The sequence below is a fragment of the Parapedobacter koreensis genome (assembly GCF_900109365.1).
Taxonomy (GTDB): Bacteria; Bacteroidota; Bacteroidia; order Sphingobacteriales; family Sphingobacteriaceae; genus Parapedobacter; species Parapedobacter koreensis.
The window spans coordinates 238,048-256,022 of the sequence record NZ_FNZR01000005.1; the positions used below are offsets into that span (position 1 = coordinate 238,048).

The window sequence follows — 17,975 nt, forward strand, 5'->3', positions numbered from 1 at the left end:
TATCGTATTAAATATCTTGTGCCAGCTCCAGCGCTCTGCGCAGGGCAGCAATTTTGTTGTTGACTTCCTGAAGTTCGTTTTCGGGGTTGGAATCTGCCACAATACCTGCTCCTGCTTGATAATGGAGGGTATTGTTGCGGCTTAAGAATGAGCGTATCATAATGGCATGGTTAAAGTCGCCATTGAAGCCCATATACCCGATAGCCCCGCTATAAAAGCTCCGTTGCTGGTTTTCGTAGCGATCGATCAGCTGCATGGCCATATGTTTGGGTGCCCCGCTGAGCGTACCGGCTGGATAGGTATCGCCCACGACGTCGAAAGGGTTTACACCCGCTTTCAATACCCCGCAAACTTTGGAAACCAGGTGGATGATGTGCGAATAATACTGCGTCTCCTTGTAGGATTTGACATGAACATGTTCGCAATGGCGGCTCAAATCATTCCGGGCGAGGTCAACCAGCATGACATGCTCGGCACTTTCCTTGGGATCTTCTTTAAGCGCTTCTGCTATTTTTTCATCCTGTTCTTGGTTGCCGCTACGCTTGAATGTGCCAGCGATGGGATAAATGGTCGCTTCGTTGTTGCGGATGGTCAACTGGGCTTCAGGAGAAGAGCCGAAGAGTTTGAAATCACCGTAGTCAAAATAAAACAGGTAAGGAGAAGGGTTGATGGAACGCAACGTGCGGTATACGTTGAATTCATCGCCTAAAAAGGGTCGCGAAAAGCTTCTGGAAGGCACAATCTGGAACACATCGCCCCGGTAGATGTGGGTTTTCATTTTTTCAACAAGTGCCCTGAACCCTTCATCGGTCATATTGGATGTTTCCTCCCCATTGATGGAAAAGCTATATTCCGGAAAATTTTTATTTTGGATAAGGTATTGGATTTTTTCCAGGCCGGAGGGGCCTTCTTCGTTTTCAAGCTGGTGTTCAAAGATATAAAGCTGATTGCGGAAATGATCGATGGCAATCACGTACCGATAAACATGATACTGCAAGAAAGGAATATTCCGGTTGGGATCCATTGGGCTTTTCAGCTCGATATCCTCGAAGTGGCTTACTGTGTCAAAGGTGAAAAATCCAAATAACCCATTGGATATGGCCTTAAAGTCCGATACCGGTGTTTCTTCAAAGGCTTGCCTGAATAGGGAGACTTCTTCGCGAAGGTTGATATCTGCGGCGGGTTTTCTTTCAATGGGGCTGCCAGGGTATTGTATTTCGAGGAAATTCCCGTCCAGCTTGATACCGGCAATGGGCTGGCAACAAATATAACTCATGTTGTTTTCGCGGCTGTGGTACTCTGAGCTTTCCAGCAACAAGCTATTAGGGAATACATCGCGCAGCCTGAGATAAGTACTTACCGGCGTGGTCGTATCCGCCAGCAAGTGTTTGTAGTTGGTTTTAAATCGATAAGCCATATTTTCCTTTTAATGGACAACAAAAAACCCGACGGATTTTTAAAACGTCGGGGCATATATGTTAAAAATCTGAATTGTGATTAGCCACATGTAACCGTTCCAGCCTGCCCGACGTTATTTCCATCGAGCCACCACCATAATGCGATGCGGAACTTATTCATTAACATAGTGAGGCAAAAATATAAAAAAAAACCACCAAACAAATTTTTTGCAATAAAAATCAAAAAAAATCATTCATCCAGCAGATCCGGTCTTCGGGATTTCGTGCGGGCGAGGGCCTGCTCGTCCCGCCATTGATCGATGGCACTTTGGTTGCCACTGAGCAGCACATCAGGTACCTTGTGCCCAAACCAGTCGGCAGGCCGGGTATATACGGGAGCATCCAACAAACCGCCTTGAAATGAATCAGAAAGCGCGGATGTTTCATCGGAGAGGACACCGGGGAGGAGGCGTACCACAGCATCTACTAGGACTGCCGCAGGCAACTCGCCGCCCGATAGGACATAATCGCCGATGGATAGCTCGCGGGTCACATAGATGTCACGTATTCGCTGGTCAATACCCTTATAATGGCCACAGAGAATAATGAGGTTGGTTTTGACAGACAAGTGGTTGGCAATGGTCTGATTGAGCGTTTCGCCGTCGGGTGTCATGAAGATGATCTCGTCATATGCCCGTTCGGCCCGGAGCTTCTCAATGCATGCAGCAAAAGGTGCCACCTGCATCACCATGCCGCTGCCACCGCCGTATGGATAATCGTCTACGCTTTTATGCTTGTTATCGGCATAATCGCGCAAGTTGTGCACCACGATTTCACAAAGCCCTTTTTTTTGCGCGCGTTGTAATATAGAGTGAGCGAAGGGACTTTCCAATAGGCCCGGCAATACCGTGATGATGTCAAACCGCATAGGGCAAAGATAGGATTTTATCGGCTACCTTATTCCTTATTTGCTGAGAAGTCAATACCGAAACCCTTGTGTAAATAATGATGATAGCTGCTAGATTGCTCTTTAATCAGTATCTTTGCGGGGAGAGATGGCAACACAGGCAAACACTTTTTTTCATGGTGAGGCGATTTCCGCTCAAAAAATAAACGATTGCTTACTGGAAAAAACAGTCTACGGGGGTAACGACGCCTTCGAAGATTGGCACGCTCATGATTACCCCAGTATAAGTCTATTAGTAAATGGCGCTTACACAGAGGAAATCCAAGGACGTAACTATCAACGAATAGTGGGCAACCTGAAGTATATTGAGGCAGGTGTAACCCATCGGTGCCGTAATTACAGCGCCAACACCCGGAAAATCAACCTTACCTTTAGTCCGTTTTTTCTGAATGAATTGGGCATGACGGAAGGTTCCCTCAAGCGGTTGACGGACGAGCCCAGGCGGACTAAGGTCTCGCTACTGAAGCTGTATCACAAACTTGAATACAGCCGTGTTTCCTGCGCTGATACCCTGGGAGCAATGTTTTACGACCTATTCCTATCCCCATCCGCCCCCCCTCGGACTAAACGCGAAAAGAATTTACCGCTGTGGGCAAAACGACTTCGGGAAATCCTGGAGGACGAGGGGCATACACCTATACACCTGGAGGAGTTAGCCCGCCGAGTGGGCGTGCATCCAGTGACCATCTCGCGGTATTTCCCGGTCTATTTTTCAGCGACTTTCACAGAGTTCGTTCAACGGATAAGGATAGATAAAGCGATGCGCACAATCAAGTCAACCGATGCTTCACTTACGGCTACTGCTTACGCGTGTGGTTTTGCCGACCAAGCCCATTTCACCCGCACCTTCAAGGCCATCACAGGTTTTCTACCCAAGCAATTTAGTAAGCTATAACAGGTTAAATCTGTTCAATTTCTGATGGCGGCTGTACGGTAGCTTTGCGCCATGAAACGATTATTGTTATTCTTCCTGTCCTTCGTGGGTTTTATTTCTTCGCTGCGTTCTTTTGGCCAGGAATTCCGCTACTATGAACGGATACTTGATGCAAGAAAATTGCTTTACGAAAAAAAGGACTATACGCAAGCGGTAGCGGCTTATGCGGCAATCTTTCAAGCAACCGATGACATCGAGCCGCCCGATAAATACGATGCAGCATGTGCGTTGGCCATGGCTGGCCGCACTCAGGAAGCATTGGCGTACCTAAAGTCCATCATCGGCGTTTCATATTTCAATTATGATTACCTGAAGAAGGATACTCTTCTGGTCGCTCTCCATCAATATCGAGCATGGGATAAGTTGCTGGGCCGGGCCCATAAAACCAAACTCCAGCCTTTGACCAAGGCGCAGATGTACCGTGATTTCGATTTGCTGGTTCAATCGTTGATGGAAGCGCATACCGGCCTATTCTGGTACAATGCCAAACCACAGTTTGACAGCCTTTGTCTGGTGCTGCGGTCGAAGATTAAGCGGCGAGCTAATGTATTGGAGTTTTACAGGATTATCGCACCGCTTATCGGTTTTACCAAGGAGGCGCATACCTTCGTACAACTGGGCCGGGCGGCGCAGTCCTACATGCGGTATAAAGGTTGTTACTTCCCTTTGTTTGTCAGAATATTAGATGGCCAGTGCTACATCCTCAATGATGTCGGTAATGCAGGCACCAAAGGATTCCAGCTCACGGGGATAAACGGGGTGAGTATCGACAGCATTATGGATACGTTTATGGCACTCGAACCGTCTGACGGCTATAATATCAGCAGCAAATACCGATGGATTGAATCGGGTTATAACTTCAACGCATATTTCGGTCGATGTTTTCCGATGACCGGCAGTTTTGATATAGACGTAATCGATACAGCTACAGGCGCATCCCGTCGAATAAAGCGTATACCATCGGTTTCGCTGAATGAACTGGCCAATCTGAACGACTCGCTGAACCGTGTGTATCCAGCCCGAAGCTTCGACCGGCCGGCGGTATTCTCAATAGATACGATGAACTCAACAGCCGTAATGACGCTGAACACCTTTAGCGCTGCCGCCTACCGCAGTGCTGGAATGGATTTTGAACAATTCGTTGCGGAAGCGTTTCAGCAACTGCGTGACAACCAAATCCGCAATCTCATCCTGGATATCAGAAAAAATGAAGGCGGCAACGAAGGGTATGAAGACGAGGTGATGTCTTATTTGGTGAGTATCGATTACAACAAATTTAACTATGTGCAAGCTTCCGCATTTACGTATTCGTTTTATGCCTATTCTGATTACAAGCATGATTACCATAAATTGGACAGTATCATGCGGACGGAGCATTACTTGGATATGGACGGACGGATTTTGCGGAAGCCCGGTATTCTAAAACATGCGAAAGCAAAACCGAATCCTTTCGATGGAAAACTTGTAGTCCTCACAGGAGGCCTCACCTATTCTGCCGGGGCAACACTTGCTTCGTTGCTTAAAATCCATACGGACGCAACCTTCGTCGGCGAAGAGGCCGGCGGCGGTTATCATGGGAACACTTCCGGTTTAAGGATTGTCCTGAAACTGCCATACTCGAAACTGGAGATTGGTATTCCGTTGTTGAAATTCGTTTTGGATACCGATGGAAAAGATGCTCAATTTGGTCATGGGTTAATACCCGATTACCCGGTACAACCAACGATTGCAGATTTCATGCAGGGACATGATCCGGTAATGGAACGGGCAAAAGCCCTTTTGCAATAGCGTAATGACCAAGGGGAAGCAGGTGACTGTATAAAAAATCCTGTTACCTTGACAGGCAACAGGATTGAAAAATTTATTTATCTCGTTAACGGATTACACCGCCTCCGTTACGCCACGCAGGGTTTTAGCGGCTTCCACCATGGCTTCCAAGGCGGCTTTGGTTTCCGGCCAAGCGCGGGTTTTCAAACCACAGTCGGGATTTACCCACAGTTGCTCAGCAGGAATGACCGCTTTGGCCTTTTCTAATAGGGCCACAATTTCTTCCTTGCTGGGTACGCGTGGTGAGTGGATGTCATAAACACCGGGACCGATATCATTCGGATAATTGAAGTCCGCAAAGGCATCCAGCAATTCCATCTGCGAACGGGAGGTCTCAATGGTGATAACGTCGGCATCCATGGCGGCAATATGCTCGATGATGTCATTGAACTCCGAATAGCACATGTGCGTGTGGATCTGGGTATCATCATCGACATTGGATGAAGATACACGAAACGCACGTACAGCCCAATCGAGGTATGCTTTGTGGTCGGCCTTACGCAAGGGCAGTCCTTCGCGGATGGCGGGCTCATCGATTTGGATAATCTTGATGCCGGCTTTTTCCAAGGCTTGCACCTCGTCAAGGATGGCCAGTGCAATCTGGTAAGTGGTTTCCGAGCGAGGCTGGTCGTTGCGTACGAATGACCATTGCAGGATGGTCACCGGCCCAGTGAGCATGCCTTTTACGGGTCGGTCGGTGAGCGACTGCGCATAGGATGACCAACGTACGGTCATGTCTTCGGGACGACTTACATCCCCATAGATGACAGGGGGTTTTACACAGCGTGAGCCATAGGACTGTACCCACCCGTTTTTGGTGAAAGCATAGCCGGAGAGCTGCTCACCGAAATATTCCACCATGTCGTTGCGTTCAAATTCGCCGTGTACCAGCACGTCAATATCCAACTGTTCTTGCAGGCGGATGGTACGCTCGGTTTCTTCGGCAATGAGCTTATCGTATTCTTCTTGCGTGATGGCCCCTTTCTTTAAATCAGCGCGCCATTTGCGGACATCCCTTGTCTGCGGGAAAGAACCGATGGTGGTGGTAGCAAAAGCAGGAAGGTTGAACTTCGCCAGTTGCTTTGCTTTGCGTTCGGCAAATGGACTCGTCCGTTGCGCATCCGCGTCGGTAATGCTTTTTACACGTGCTTTCACCGCATCGCGGTGAATCAGCGCCGATGTACGGCGGCTTTCCTGTGCGGCTTTATTGGCCTCGAAGCGGGCCAACGTGGCTTCATCGGCATCACTCGTTGCCAATACAGCCAAATCTTTTACTTCCGCCAGTTTTTGCTTGGCGAAGGCCAACCAATTTTTCACCTCGGCAGGCAGCGATTGCTCGTTATCTTCCAAATCCAGATCAAACGGCACATGGAGCAGCGAGCTCGACGGAGCTACCCACACGCGGTTGGCACCTAACGCATCTACCGCTTGTTTGATCTTTTGGAGCGATGCTTGGTAGTCGTTTTTCCAGATGTTGCGTCCATCCACTACGCCGAGTGAAAGGATGAGGTTGGTCGGCACGGCGGGCAACAGGTTATCCAATTGCTGTTCGCCACGCACCAAGTCTATATGCAATGCCTGCACGGGCAGGGTGAGGGCTGTTTGAGCATTTTCGAGCAGCGATTCGAAGTAAGTGGCCACCAACAAGTTGATGCCGTTGGCAGCCGCTGATAAGCGGTCGTATACGCGAGCGTATAACTCACGAACCTTGTTGTCGATATCCAATGCCAGGAAGGGCTCGTCAAACTGCACCCATTCTGCTCCGGCCTGCGCCAATTTGCCCAAAATCACTTCATAAATGGGCAATAAGCGGTCTATCAACTCCAAACGGCTGAAGCCTGCTTCTTTCTCCTTGCCCAGCAGCAGGTAGCTGATAGGGCCTAGTACTACCGGCTTGGTAATAATGCCTAATTGTTTGGCTTCATTGAATTCGTTGATGACCTTTTCCGAGGTAAGGCGGAATTGTTGATCCTTTACAAATTCGGGAACAATGTAATGGTAATTGGTATCAAACCATTTGGTCATTTCCATGGCGGTCACATCGAGGCCGTCTTGTTGGAAACCACGAGCCATGGCAAAATATAAATCGAGGTTGTAAGAAGAGGCTCCTTCCAATGAAAACCCTTGATAGCGTGCTGGTATAGCGCCCACGGTAAGGGAGAGATCCAATACCTGATCGTAGAACGAAAAGTCATTTGATGGGATGAGGTCTATACCGGCCTCCTGTTGGGTTTTCCAATTGCTTTCGCGGATGGTTTGTGCAGCGTCCAATAGCTCTTGCTGGCCTATCTTTTTTGCCCAATAGGCTTCGTTAGCTTTCTTCAGCTCCCGTAGGGCACCGATGCGCGGGTAACCCAAATTGTTGGTTTTTAACATGACAATGTATGGATAAAATATTTAATATACAGATCTTCTGTTTTTACATTGCTTTAGGGGAGAGGGCACAAGGTGAGTTGTGTCTGCTTATTTTTCCCCGATAAACCGAGGTAGAATTTAGCACCTTGTCTGGTGACAGGTTGCTAAGGCTTCACAGGGTCCATTCCCTCTGCCTTTCTCCATAAGCGGGCGCTAATATCGGAATTAAGATTGAGATACGCAAAAATAATTGATCAGCTTACCAGTAGTTTATACCCCTTGCCGTGTACATTCACGATTTCCACTTTGGGATCATCGCGCAGGTATTTGCGCAGCTTGCTCAGGAATACATCCATGCTACGGCCGTTGAAATAATTGTCGTCATGCCAGATTTTGAGCAAGGCTTCTTCACGCGTAAGGACATCGTTTTTTTTGATGCAAAGTAAGCGTAGCAGCTCGGCCTCCTTGGTTGATAGCTTCTGTTGGTATCCATTGCTGCTGATTTGCTGGGCAACGTAGTCGAATTGGTAGTCGCCGATTTGGAACTTGTCCGGGAGCTCTTCCTCGCCCGGTTTATCCCGAGAAGCACGCTTGAGCAAGGCATTGATACGGAGCAATAGTTCTTCCACGCGGAAGGGTTTGGTGATGTAATCATCGCCACCGAGCTCAAAAGCCTCGGTCTTGTCTTCCATCATTCCTTTTGCGGTGGCAAAGATAATGGGGATATCCGCGTTGGCATCCCGGATTTCTTTGCCCAGCGTAAACCCATCCTTGCGGGGCATCATTACGTCGAGTATGCAGAGGTCAAATTTTTCTTTGTTGAACTGGCGTAGCGCCTCATCGCCGTCTTTGCAAAGCGTAACGTCAAACTTTCCTTTCAGTTCGAGGTAATCTTTCAAAATGTCGCCCAAGTTGGGGTCGTCTTCTGCTAATAAGATTTTCATCCGAATTATTTGTTTTTAAGTGGCGATGAAGCTTGCATGAGCTAACTGTTTTCCTTTTTGTACGTGCTGCTCATGCAGGTTTCTGCATAATAGTTTTCCTATCCTTTGCACGGCAGCATGATTTCAAATGCCGTTCCCTTGTCCTTCTCGCTTTTCACTTGCACCTTGCCACCGAATCGTTTTACAATGTCACTCACATAGCTCAGTCCAAGGCCAAATCCTTTTACATCGTGGCGGTTCCCGGTAGGGATACGGTAAAACTGATCGAAAATCTTGGAGAGCTGATCGCGGTTCATTCCGATGCCTTTATCGGCCACGGTAATGTGAATGTGGCCATTGGCATTTTTAGTTTTGATAGTAATAGCTGGATTTTCTGGACTGTACTTAATGGCATTGTCTATTAAGTTGAACAGCACGTTAGATAAATGCAGTTCGTCTCCTACCACGATGGCATGCTCGGCATCGAGCTGCATGTGTACATTGGCACCGTTTTTTAACAATTGCAACTCCATACTATCTACCACGGCTTGGGCAAGATCATTGATGTCCACATCGCGGCGCTCCAACTTTAAATTGCCCTTCTCAAGGCGGGCAATATTAAGCACGCGCTCGATGTGATCGCCCAAGCGTACATTCTCGTCATAGATGATATTGGCTAAGCGCGCCGCGCGCGTCTGATCAGATGCTATCTCGGGATCCCGCAAGGATTCACTGGCAATCATGATGGTCGCCACTGGCGTTTTAAACTCGTGGGTCATGTTGTTGATGAAATCTGTTTTCATCTCCGAAATTTTCTTCTGGCGCAGTATGGTAAAGATGGTGTAGGCAAAGCAGCCGATAAGGACGAGCAAAAGTGCTGCCGACGAAAACAGCATCACGGTCATATTACCCATGAGCATATTGGTTTTGTTGGGGAAATATACCGAAAGCCGACCCGAAGAGCTTTCGTTATCTGCACGGAACAATTCCGTGGTATAAAGGTTTTCGGGGGAAGGCGCTTCGCCCGATAAATTGGCGAAGGTATAAAGTGTCGTGTGCTTATCTTTTATTTCCAGGTTGAAAGCAGCATTGATATCCCTGCTCAACAGCTCTTTTTCCAACTCGCTTTTGATATAGCCCACGTCGATACGCTGGCTTAATGGTCGTTTGTACAGCTCGATTTCTGCAGCAAAATCCTCCACCAATTGCGGGTTTTTGCCACTCAGGATGGCGATGGTATCCATCAATGTAGTAGCTTCCAGCAATTGAAGCTGGCGCTCTTTACGTAAAATCTCGTTTTTTAGCTTGAGATCCTGTCTGGGCGGTAAAGTCTTGATGGCGTAATTTAAAATCTCAGCGTTGTAAGCGACAGGCCCCACCGGAATAAAATAACGCATACTATCATCCTTGGCTTTGAGCAACGGCACCTGTTGGATAGCGTAGAGGCTAATCAGGTTTTCATTGCGTTGGAAAACGCCATTGACAGTGGCATTCGTTTGGAAATTGACCTTCACAAGGTCTTTATACCGGGAATCGTTGAGGTAAGTTTCATAAAATTCATTGCTTTCAATGGGCAAGACAATGTCGTATTGTGCGATTAACGCTTCTTCTTGCCGTTTGAAAGCAGCGTATTGCTGCGCTTGCCGCTCCCGGAGGTGCTCGATTTCTGTTTTTATACGAAGTTGCTGTTCCAGCCTGCGCTGCTCCCGTTCCAGCTTTTCCTTGTTTTTCCGCTGGGCATCCGCAAGCTGCATGACCTCTCTTTTTTCGGCTTTGGCAGCAACCGCGTTGAGCGCGGCTTTCACCGATTCGTCAAATAACTGCGCTTTCAGGACGTACGATTGCCTGATGAAAAAATATTGCATGGCCATCACCCCAAGAAGCGCCACCGTCATCAACCCGATAATTAATGCAATGCTTTTATGTTTCATCCCACACAAAAATACATAAGCTTAAAAGCAAAATACAGCATTTAACATATTTTAACAAGGCAAGTTACGAAACTATGGGGTTCTTTTCGTTACTTTTGATACACCAATTTGCATTTTTATGAAACGGCTTTTTACGATCCTGTTTGCAGCACTTGGTCCCGTTGCAATTACAGTTGGACAGGAAGACAGTACCAAAGCGCGTGTAAGGGCAAGCCCATCCGGAAAAGTAACCGCGCCGCTTATCGATTCCGCGTTTTCCACCCACCCCATGCCGAATGCCTATCGCGGTGACAACTGTGTAGCCATGCCCAATGCGTACAGGAGCGACAACGCTGTAGCCATGCCGAATCTTTACGACGTAGTGCCCCTCATTAAGAGGCATACCGCAGATAGCACAAAACAACCATTCGATAAAGATAAACGCAAAACAGAAAAGAAAGCGCGGGCGCAACAACCAACGCCAAGGTAGTATTATGATGCAGTTTTCTTCACGTGCAGCTTGCGGCCTTTCTTAATAAAGGTGTATCCCGCTTTATCGCTGAAATATTCATCTACTGCAGAGCGGCACCCCGACCAAGCGTAGTAGTCATCAAAAACAAGGACACCATTGGGCGACAAACGGGGCTCGATTTGCATCAAACAACTCATGACAGAGGCATACCAATCGCAATCGATATGTGCGAAAGCTATCGGCTCTGTGAGATAAAGGGTGTCTTCAAAATACCCCTTTATCAGTTTGATATTGTTGGCCTCGATAGGCACGCCATGTTTGGCCAGGTTGGCGGTCACCACGTCTTTTAAATTTTCGGTATATCCGTAATAGGGATTGTTGCCCAGGCCTTTTGACTTTCCCGTTTTAATTTCTTCATACCGCATATGCACGTCGGCATCATCTTTTTCAGAAGGAGGCGGGATCAACCCGAAGGCGTCGTATACCCGAAACTCCCGTTGCTTGCTTTTCGCCTTAGCGATGGCAATGGCCGAGCCGCCGAGCGCACAACCGGTTTCGATAAACAATCCGGCGATTTGCGCGCGTTCTACCTCGGCGGCTGTATCATAGAGGTTAAAGAGATCGCTGGTGGCCAAATAGGTCAGGTGCTGCGTTTTTATCCGCATAAGAGCGGCCTTTTCTTTGTCTACGAACGAATAAAGCAAAGATTGCGCCTTTGTAAGGAGCTGCTCGGCAATCATTTTTTCCTCCTCCTTATTCCACCTCCGTGACCTTAATGGTATTGGTTTTTCCTTTTTTATGTAAGGGAGTCGATGCGGTATTGATCACGATTTGCCCGGGCTGTACGAGGTTTTTCGCCTTCAGCAACGAGTTTACATCGTGGATACTGCCGTCCGTGCTCTCAAACTTGTCATAGAAAAAGGTCTTGACGCCCCATAGTAGGCTCAACGTATTGAGCAATACAGGGTTGCCGGTAAAAATATAAATATCCGCATTGGGCCGATAGCTTGATATTTCGAAAGCGGTATAGCCCGAATATGTCATCGCGACAATGGCTGAAGCACTGGTCTTCTCCGCCAAGTATACGGACGAACCACAGATGGCGTCCGGGATGACGGAATCTGTGCCATGATCGGATTTCTTGGAGTTGTAATAAGGATAAGAAGTCTGTTCGACATGCACAATGATTTTGCTCATGGTTTCGATGACAATTTCAGGAAACTCGCCCACTGATGTTTCGCCGCTCAGCATCACAGCGTCAGCGCCATCAAGCACGGAGTTGGCTACGTCATTCACCTCTGCGCGTGTAGGGCGGGGAGTGGTGATCATGCTTTCAAGCATCTGCGTGGCAATGATCACCGGCTTGGATGCATTGCGGCTTTTCTTTACAATCATTTTCTGAAGCACAGGAACATCTTCCATGGGCATCTCCACGCCCAAATCCCCCCGTGCGACCATGATGCCGTCGGTAGCTGCGATGATATCATCAATATTATCGATTGCTTCAGGTTTTTCTATTTTCGCGATGACGCGTGCGGTTTTACCTTTAGCTGCAATGATTTCCTTAAGCTTCACAATGTCTTCGGCTGTCCGTACAAATGACATCCCGATCCACTCTACGTCATACTGGAGAACAAAATTAAGGTTATCCAAATCCTCATCGGTCAGGCTGGGGATCGAAACCTTGGTATTGGGTAGGTTTACCCCTTTGCGGGAAGTGAGTACACCACCATGCACCACTTCGCACCATACGGTATCTGCAAAGTTGGTGCGCAGCACGCGCAGCTGGATTTTTCCGTCGTCCAGCAAAATAATCTCGTCCTCTTTTACATCTTGTGGAAAGCTGTCGTACGTAATGTAGATACGGTTTTCATCGCCAATGAGCTCTTGTGTGGTAATCTCTACCTGTGCGCCGTTTAGTAAGACTGCGCCACCTTCCTTCATTTTGCCAATCCGGATTTTCGGCCCCTGTAAGTCTGCCAAAATACTGATGTTGGTCTGGTGTTCTTGGTTGATCTCCCGTATGGTATGGATTACTTTGAGGTGATCTTCCTGGCTGCCATGCGAAAAATTGAGGCGGCAGACATCTACACCTTTGGCAATCATACTGGTTAACACTTCTTTTTTGGCCGATGCTGGGCCTAATGTGGCTACGATTTTAGTTCGCTTTTGAACCTTTTCCATTTATTTATAGAGTTGTTTTGTTTTGCCCCCCTTTGATAAGGCATTAAAAAATGATTATTCCTTGTAACTGTGGTGTCATTGATACACTTTGACAAACTTAGATAAATTCTTTTATATGCAATATAATTGAGTTGCATAAAAGAATTTATCGGTCTCTCCGCTGCCGCTAAGAGACAATTTTCATAGCGAAATATGGCGCTAAAATATCAGATTTTCTTTGGATTTCAATTTTTGTGGGGAGATTTCACTGGCAACCACCACTTCGGGAATAGCTGTAATATGGTCTTGGATAGCCGCCAGATCTTCGTCGTCAATAAAGTTTTTGATGAGTAAGAAGTAATCAGAATGACGCATTTCGGGGATTAATAAGCCCCCTTCCGCCCCTTTATTGGCTAATAAGTAGTATTCCGTATCCGATGTCTCTGGAAAATCAGCATACCGGCTGAAGTACGTCGTTCCTAAGGGAGCCGGCATCCAAGTTTCATGGTCTTCAACCTTGCTCAGCTTAAGTCCCGTAAGCTTGTTGATGAAATAACACAAACGATAGTCCTTGAGCGAAGAAGTAATGGCAATGAGGACGAAATCAAGGTCCAATTCGTATTTTAATGTGACTTTGTTCAAAGTTTTTTCTATATTCAACGCAAAATTACGAAAACAAAAACACTAGTATAGCAATTATATACAAGATAATGAAGGCAGATGCTGGAATAGCGTTATACCAATAAACCGTTATGTGACTTAAAAAATTAGCGGCTAAATCGTTGATATAAAAAATCATAATTTGGTTAAGCAAAAGGAGCCTGAATAATGTTCTAAAAATCAAAAACGTTTTAGTATTTGCTGAAATTTATTTTTCTTTGCACAGATTTATTAAACAATTAAACTATAAAATCATGTCTGATATCGCATCAAGAGTTAAAGCTATTATCGTTGAGAAACTGGGTGTAGACGAAAACGAAGTTACACCGGAAGCTTCATTCACCAATGATTTAGGTGCCGACTCACTTGACACTGTAGAGTTGATCATGGAATTTGAAAAGGAATTCAACGTAGCCATTCCCGATGACCAGGCTGAAACCATCAGCACAGTAGGACAAGCCATCGCTTATTTAGAAAAAAACGTTAACTAACTAATTTCATTAGGCTAATCGTAATAAATGGAGCTTAAAAGAGTAGTAGTAACAGGGTTAGGTGCGCTTACTCCTATTGGGAATACTGTCTCGGCATTTTGGGACAACCTGATCAAAGGGGTAAGCGGCGCTGCTCCTATCACGAAGTTTGACGCCTCGAAATTCAAGACTCGTTTTGCTTGTGAAGTAAAAGGCTTCAATGCCGAGGATTTCATGGAGCGCAAAGAAGCCCGGAAGGTAGATCCATTTGTACATTACGCATTGGCTGTGACAGATGAAGCGATTGCTGATGCATCGCTTGAGTTCGATAAATTAAATACTAACCGCATCGGAGTGATATGGGGTTCGGGAATTGGCGGACTGAAGACGTTTATGGATGAGGTGAGCAATTTTGCCAAAGGCGATGGGACTCCGCGATTCAATCCGTTTTTTATTCCCAAGATGATTCTGGATATTGCTCCCGGGCATATCTCGATGCGGCATGGATTGCGAGGGCCGAATTTCTCTACGGTATCTGCATGCGCCTCCTCTACCCACGCATTGATCGATTCGCTGAACTACATCCGGACAGGATTTGCCGACATCATCATCAGTGGGGGCTCTGAGGCTATCATCAATGAAGCGGGTATTGGCGGATTTAATGCCATGCATGCATTGTCTACGCGCAATGACGACCCCACAACGGCATCGAGGCCTTTTGACAAAGACCGGGATGGGTTTGTCGCCGGAGAAGGCGGCGGAGCCATTGTGCTGGAAAGCCTTGAGCATGCCCAGGCCCGGGGGGCGAAAATTTATGCCGAGCTTATCGGTGGGGGAATGAGCGCGGATGCCTATCACATTACCGCATCGCATCCCGATGGTCTTGGTGCCCGGCTCGCGATGACCAATGCGATGGCCGACGCCAAAATCACTATCAAAGACATTGATTATATCAATGTACACGGTACGTCTACACCGGTAGGAGATCCCAGTGAAATCATGGCCATTCTGGAACTTTTTGGCGAATATGCTTATGGGCTTAACATAAGCTCTACCAAATCGATGACAGGACATCTACTGGGGGCTGCCGGAGCTGTTGAATCCATCGCTTCTATTTTGGCGGTGCAGCATGACATCGTACCTCCGACCATCAATCATTTTACAGATGACCCCAACCTTGATCCGAAACTAAACTTCACGTTTAATAAAGCACAAAAACGCGAGGTCAAAGCCGCGATGAGCAATACCTTTGGTTTTGGTGGACATAATGCCACGGTCATATTTAAAAAATTTGAAGCGTAGCATTTAAAGGCATTTGCAGCAAAGGGGTAGACCCCTTTGCATGTTTGTATTCAGTTAGTCATTAGATGCCTATTTCGAAAATTTACAAACTGCATTTTTCATCTAATCGCCGATACGTCAAGGCGCTGAAGAACATGCTGGGCTTTGTCCCGGGCAACCTCCATCTTTACCACCTGGCCTTTCGCCACAAATCCGTGGCCGTGCCGGTGAAAGATGGCACAAAAAACAGCAATGAACGGCTGGAATTTTTAGGGGATGCCGTACTGGGTTCGGTAGTGGCTGAGCTGTTATTCAAAAAATATCCTTATAAGGGCGAAGGTTTCCTGACCGAAATGCGCTCAAAAATCGTAAGCCGTGCGCACCTCAATCAATTGTCCAAAAAACTGGGGCTCAATGAGCTTATCCAATACGATACGCGTATGATCAACTACCCCAATAAACAGGGCTCGTTGCTGGGCGATGCTTTTGAGGCATTGATTGGGGCCATTTACCTGGACAAAGGTTATGTATTTACCAAGAATTTCCTGATAAACCGTATCATCAAGCCCCATGTGGATATCCAGACACTGGAGCAAACGGAAACCAATTTCAAAAGCAGGCTTATTGAATGGTGCCAGCAGGCCGGCAAAGAGGTGAGCTTTGTGCAAACGGAGAATGCAGAAGGCGATAGCATCAAAATCTTTACCATCGATGCCGTGGTGGATGGTGAAGTATGTGGCACAGGCCGGGACTACAATAAGAAAAGTGCGGAGAAAATAGCCGCAGAGAAAGCCTGCGAGGCGTTGAACGTGTTGTAGGGGAAGAACTCCCGACGAAAACAACTATCTTTGCAGCATGGCAGTAATTAAACCTTCATTGGCAAAAGGCACGCGCGACTTTTCGCCCGTGGAAATGGAAAAGCGCAATTACATTTTTGATACCATTAAGCGAGTATTTACAAAGTACGGCTATCGAGAGATACAAACCCCATCCGTTGAAAACCTGCAAACGCTTACCGGCAAATACGGAGACGAAGGAGATAAGCTGATTTTCAAAATACTTAATTCCGGGGACTACCTGGCCAAAGTGCCGATGAACCTCCTGGAAGAACGGGCGTCTTCACCACTGATTCCGCATATTGCTGAAAAAGCACTGCGGTATGACCTTACGGTGCCATTTGCGCGGTATGTGGTGATGCGCCAGCATGAATTAACCCTACCGTTCAAACGGTTTCAGATACAGCCCGTATGGCGGGCGGATAGACCACAGCGGGGACGCTACCGGGAGTTTTACCAGTGCGATGTTGATGTGGTGGGCTCGGAAAGCCTGCTTAACGAGGCGGAGTTCGTGCTCATTTACCACGAGGCGCTGGCCAATTTAGGATTGAACGATTTTACCATCAAGCTCAACAACCGTAAAATACTGACGGGCATCGCTGAAATATTGGGCAAGCCGGAGTTAATCGTGGATATGACGGTGGCCATAGATAAGCTCGACAAGATTGGCTTGGACGGCGTGATCACCGAATTGCTTGATCGGGGTTTTTCGGCGGCGGATTTGGAAAAATTGCAGCCCATCATCCAGTTGCAAGGATCCAATGTGGAAAAATTGGAACGTTTGAAGCAGGTGCTTGCATCGTCAAGTGCTGGGCTGCAAGGTATTGATGAGCTTGAAACCGTGCTGGGTTATGTCGAAAAATTGACGGGTGATGCGGAGCTGCTGAACCGTTTTATCGTCATAGATATCACCTTGGCCCGGGGTCTCAATTATTACACGGGGTGTATCTTCGAGGTGAAAACCAACGAAGTGAGCATGGGCAGTATCGGTGGCGGCGGCCGCTACGATGACCTTACGGGTATGTTTGGCCTCAAAGGGCTTACCGGGGTAGGTGTTTCTTTCGGGGCGGATCGGATATATGATGTATTGGAAGAACTCGGATTATTCCCCGAAAGTGCTGCGCAATCGACCAACGTGCTCATCAGTAATTTCGATAAGCTGGCTGAGTTATATGCCTTGCCTTTGCTGCAAAAGCTGCGTAAGGCTGATATCGCGGCGGAGCTTTATCCCACCGCGGCTAAGCTGAAAAAGCAAATGGCCTATGCCGATGCCAAGAAAATCCCCTATGTCATCCTTATCGGGGAAGAGGAAATCCAAAGCGGGCTGCTTTCCTTGAAAAATATGCAAACGGGTGAGCAGCGGAAAATGGATGAAACCGCATTGCTCATGCTTTTATCTTCGTCATAATGAATCTTATAGGCAATCTTATCTGGATCGTTTTCGGTGGTTTTTTCATTTTTTTGGAATACCTTATCGGCGGGATAGTGCTCTGCCTGACCATCGTTGGCATCCCGTTTGGTATACAGCTTTTTAAGCTGGCTATTGCGTCGTTGGTGCCGTTTGGCACGGTGGTCACCAATGCGCCTTCCAGCACCGGATGCCTGTATACGCTCATGAATATCCTCTGGATTGTGTTTGGCGGGATATGGGTGGCACTTACGCATTTTCTTTTCGGCCTGTTGCTCTGTCTGACCGTCATCGGCATTCCATTTGGAAGGCAGCATTTCAAGTTAATGGGACTAGCCTTTACGCCTTTTGGAAAGACGATTAATTGACACC

16 protein-coding genes and 1 riboswitch are annotated in these 17,975 nt (G+C 47.3%); of the genes, 8 read left to right on the top strand and 8 right to left on the bottom strand.

The window, feature by feature from the left end; genetic code table 11:
• Positions 1-7: 7 nt before the first annotated feature.
• Both BMW65_RS14145 and trmD read right to left on the bottom strand, forming a co-directional pair.
• Positions 8-1,417, bottom strand: coding sequence for an anthranilate synthase component I family protein (locus BMW65_RS14145; RefSeq protein WP_090606320.1), 1,410 nt, complete (start codon positions 1,415-1,417; stop codon positions 8-10).
• 230 nt (positions 1,418-1,647) lie between these two features.
• Entirely contained in the window at positions 1,648-2,325 is a 678-nt protein-coding gene (gene trmD, locus BMW65_RS14150) for a tRNA (guanosine(37)-N1)-methyltransferase TrmD (RefSeq protein WP_090606321.1), read from the bottom strand.
• Positions 2,326-2,452: 127 nt separating this feature from the next.
• On the opposite strand from trmD, the gene BMW65_RS14155 reads away from it, so the two are divergent.
• Positions 2,453-3,259, top strand: a complete 807-nt coding sequence (locus BMW65_RS14155; RefSeq protein WP_090606323.1) for an AraC family transcriptional regulator — start codon at positions 2,453-2,455, stop codon at positions 3,257-3,259.
• 51 nt (positions 3,260-3,310) lie between these two features.
• On the top strand, positions 3,311-5,086 hold the full coding sequence (locus BMW65_RS14160) for a S41 family peptidase (RefSeq protein ID WP_090606324.1): 1,776 nt from the start codon (positions 3,311-3,313) through the stop codon (positions 5,084-5,086).
• 93 nt (positions 5,087-5,179) lie between these two features.
• Here BMW65_RS14160 and metE read toward each other — a convergent pair whose 3' ends face one another.
• From metE to BMW65_RS14175, 3 genes are all read right to left on the bottom strand, one after another.
• A complete protein-coding gene (gene metE / locus BMW65_RS14165; RefSeq protein WP_090606325.1) occupies positions 5,180-7,501 on the bottom strand; it encodes a 5-methyltetrahydropteroyltriglutamate--homocysteine S-methyltransferase in 2,322 nt (773 codons plus the stop codon).
• Positions 7,502-7,585: 84 nt separating this feature from the next.
• Positions 7,586-7,689, bottom strand: a riboswitch (SAM riboswitch).
• Positions 7,690-7,734: 45 nt separating this feature from the next.
• A complete protein-coding gene (locus tag BMW65_RS14170) occupies positions 7,735-8,424 on the bottom strand; it encodes a response regulator transcription factor (RefSeq protein ID WP_090606327.1) in 690 nt (229 codons plus the stop codon).
• Between the two features lie 98 nt (positions 8,425-8,522).
• Positions 8,523-10,334, bottom strand: a complete 1,812-nt coding sequence (locus tag BMW65_RS14175) for a sensor histidine kinase (protein WP_090606328.1) — start codon at positions 10,332-10,334, stop codon at positions 8,523-8,525.
• 118 nt (positions 10,335-10,452) lie between these two features.
• On the opposite strand from BMW65_RS14175, the gene BMW65_RS14180 reads away from it, so the two are divergent.
• Entirely contained in the window at positions 10,453-10,803 is a 351-nt protein-coding gene (locus BMW65_RS14180) for a hypothetical protein (RefSeq protein WP_090606329.1), read from the top strand.
• A gap of 2 nt (positions 10,804-10,805) precedes the next feature.
• Here the strand turns inward: BMW65_RS14180 and BMW65_RS14185 are convergent, their stop codons facing one another.
• The 3 genes from BMW65_RS14185 to BMW65_RS14195 form a co-directional block, all read right to left on the bottom strand.
• A complete protein-coding gene (locus tag BMW65_RS14185; RefSeq protein ID WP_090606330.1) occupies positions 10,806-11,525 on the bottom strand; it encodes a TylF/MycF/NovP-related O-methyltransferase in 720 nt (239 codons plus the stop codon).
• 13 nt (positions 11,526-11,538) lie between these two features.
• A complete protein-coding gene (pyk, locus tag BMW65_RS14190) occupies positions 11,539-12,969 on the bottom strand; it encodes a pyruvate kinase (protein WP_090606331.1) in 1,431 nt (476 codons plus the stop codon).
• 198 nt (positions 12,970-13,167) lie between these two features.
• On the bottom strand, positions 13,168-13,590 hold the full coding sequence (locus BMW65_RS14195) for an IPExxxVDY family protein (RefSeq protein WP_090606505.1): 423 nt from the start codon (positions 13,588-13,590) through the stop codon (positions 13,168-13,170).
• Positions 13,591-13,862: 272 nt separating this feature from the next.
• Here BMW65_RS14195 and BMW65_RS14200 point away from each other — a divergent pair, with 272 nt between their 5' ends.
• The 5 genes from BMW65_RS14200 (at position 13,863) to BMW65_RS14220 (ending at position 17,971) form a co-directional block, all read left to right on the top strand.
• Entirely contained in the window at positions 13,863-14,099 is a 237-nt protein-coding gene (locus BMW65_RS14200) for an acyl carrier protein (RefSeq protein WP_079717265.1), read from the top strand.
• A 27-nt stretch (positions 14,100-14,126) separates the two neighbouring features.
• Positions 14,127-15,380: a beta-ketoacyl-ACP synthase II gene (gene fabF / locus BMW65_RS14205; RefSeq protein ID WP_090606333.1), complete on the top strand. Its 1,254-nt coding sequence runs from the start codon at positions 14,127-14,129 to the stop codon at positions 15,378-15,380.
• Between the two features lie 65 nt (positions 15,381-15,445).
• Entirely contained in the window at positions 15,446-16,177 is a 732-nt protein-coding gene (gene rnc, locus BMW65_RS14210; protein WP_090606334.1) for a ribonuclease III, read from the top strand.
• A gap of 37 nt (positions 16,178-16,214) precedes the next feature.
• A complete protein-coding gene (gene hisS, locus BMW65_RS14215) occupies positions 16,215-17,603 on the top strand; it encodes a histidine--tRNA ligase (protein WP_090606335.1) in 1,389 nt (462 codons plus the stop codon).
• Positions 17,603-17,971 (top strand): YccF domain-containing protein, encoded by a 369-nt coding sequence (locus BMW65_RS14220; protein ID WP_090606337.1) that lies wholly within the window; start codon positions 17,603-17,605, stop codon positions 17,969-17,971. The genes hisS and BMW65_RS14220 overlap by 1 nt, the downstream gene beginning before the upstream one ends.
• Positions 17,972-17,975 lie beyond the last annotated feature (4 nt).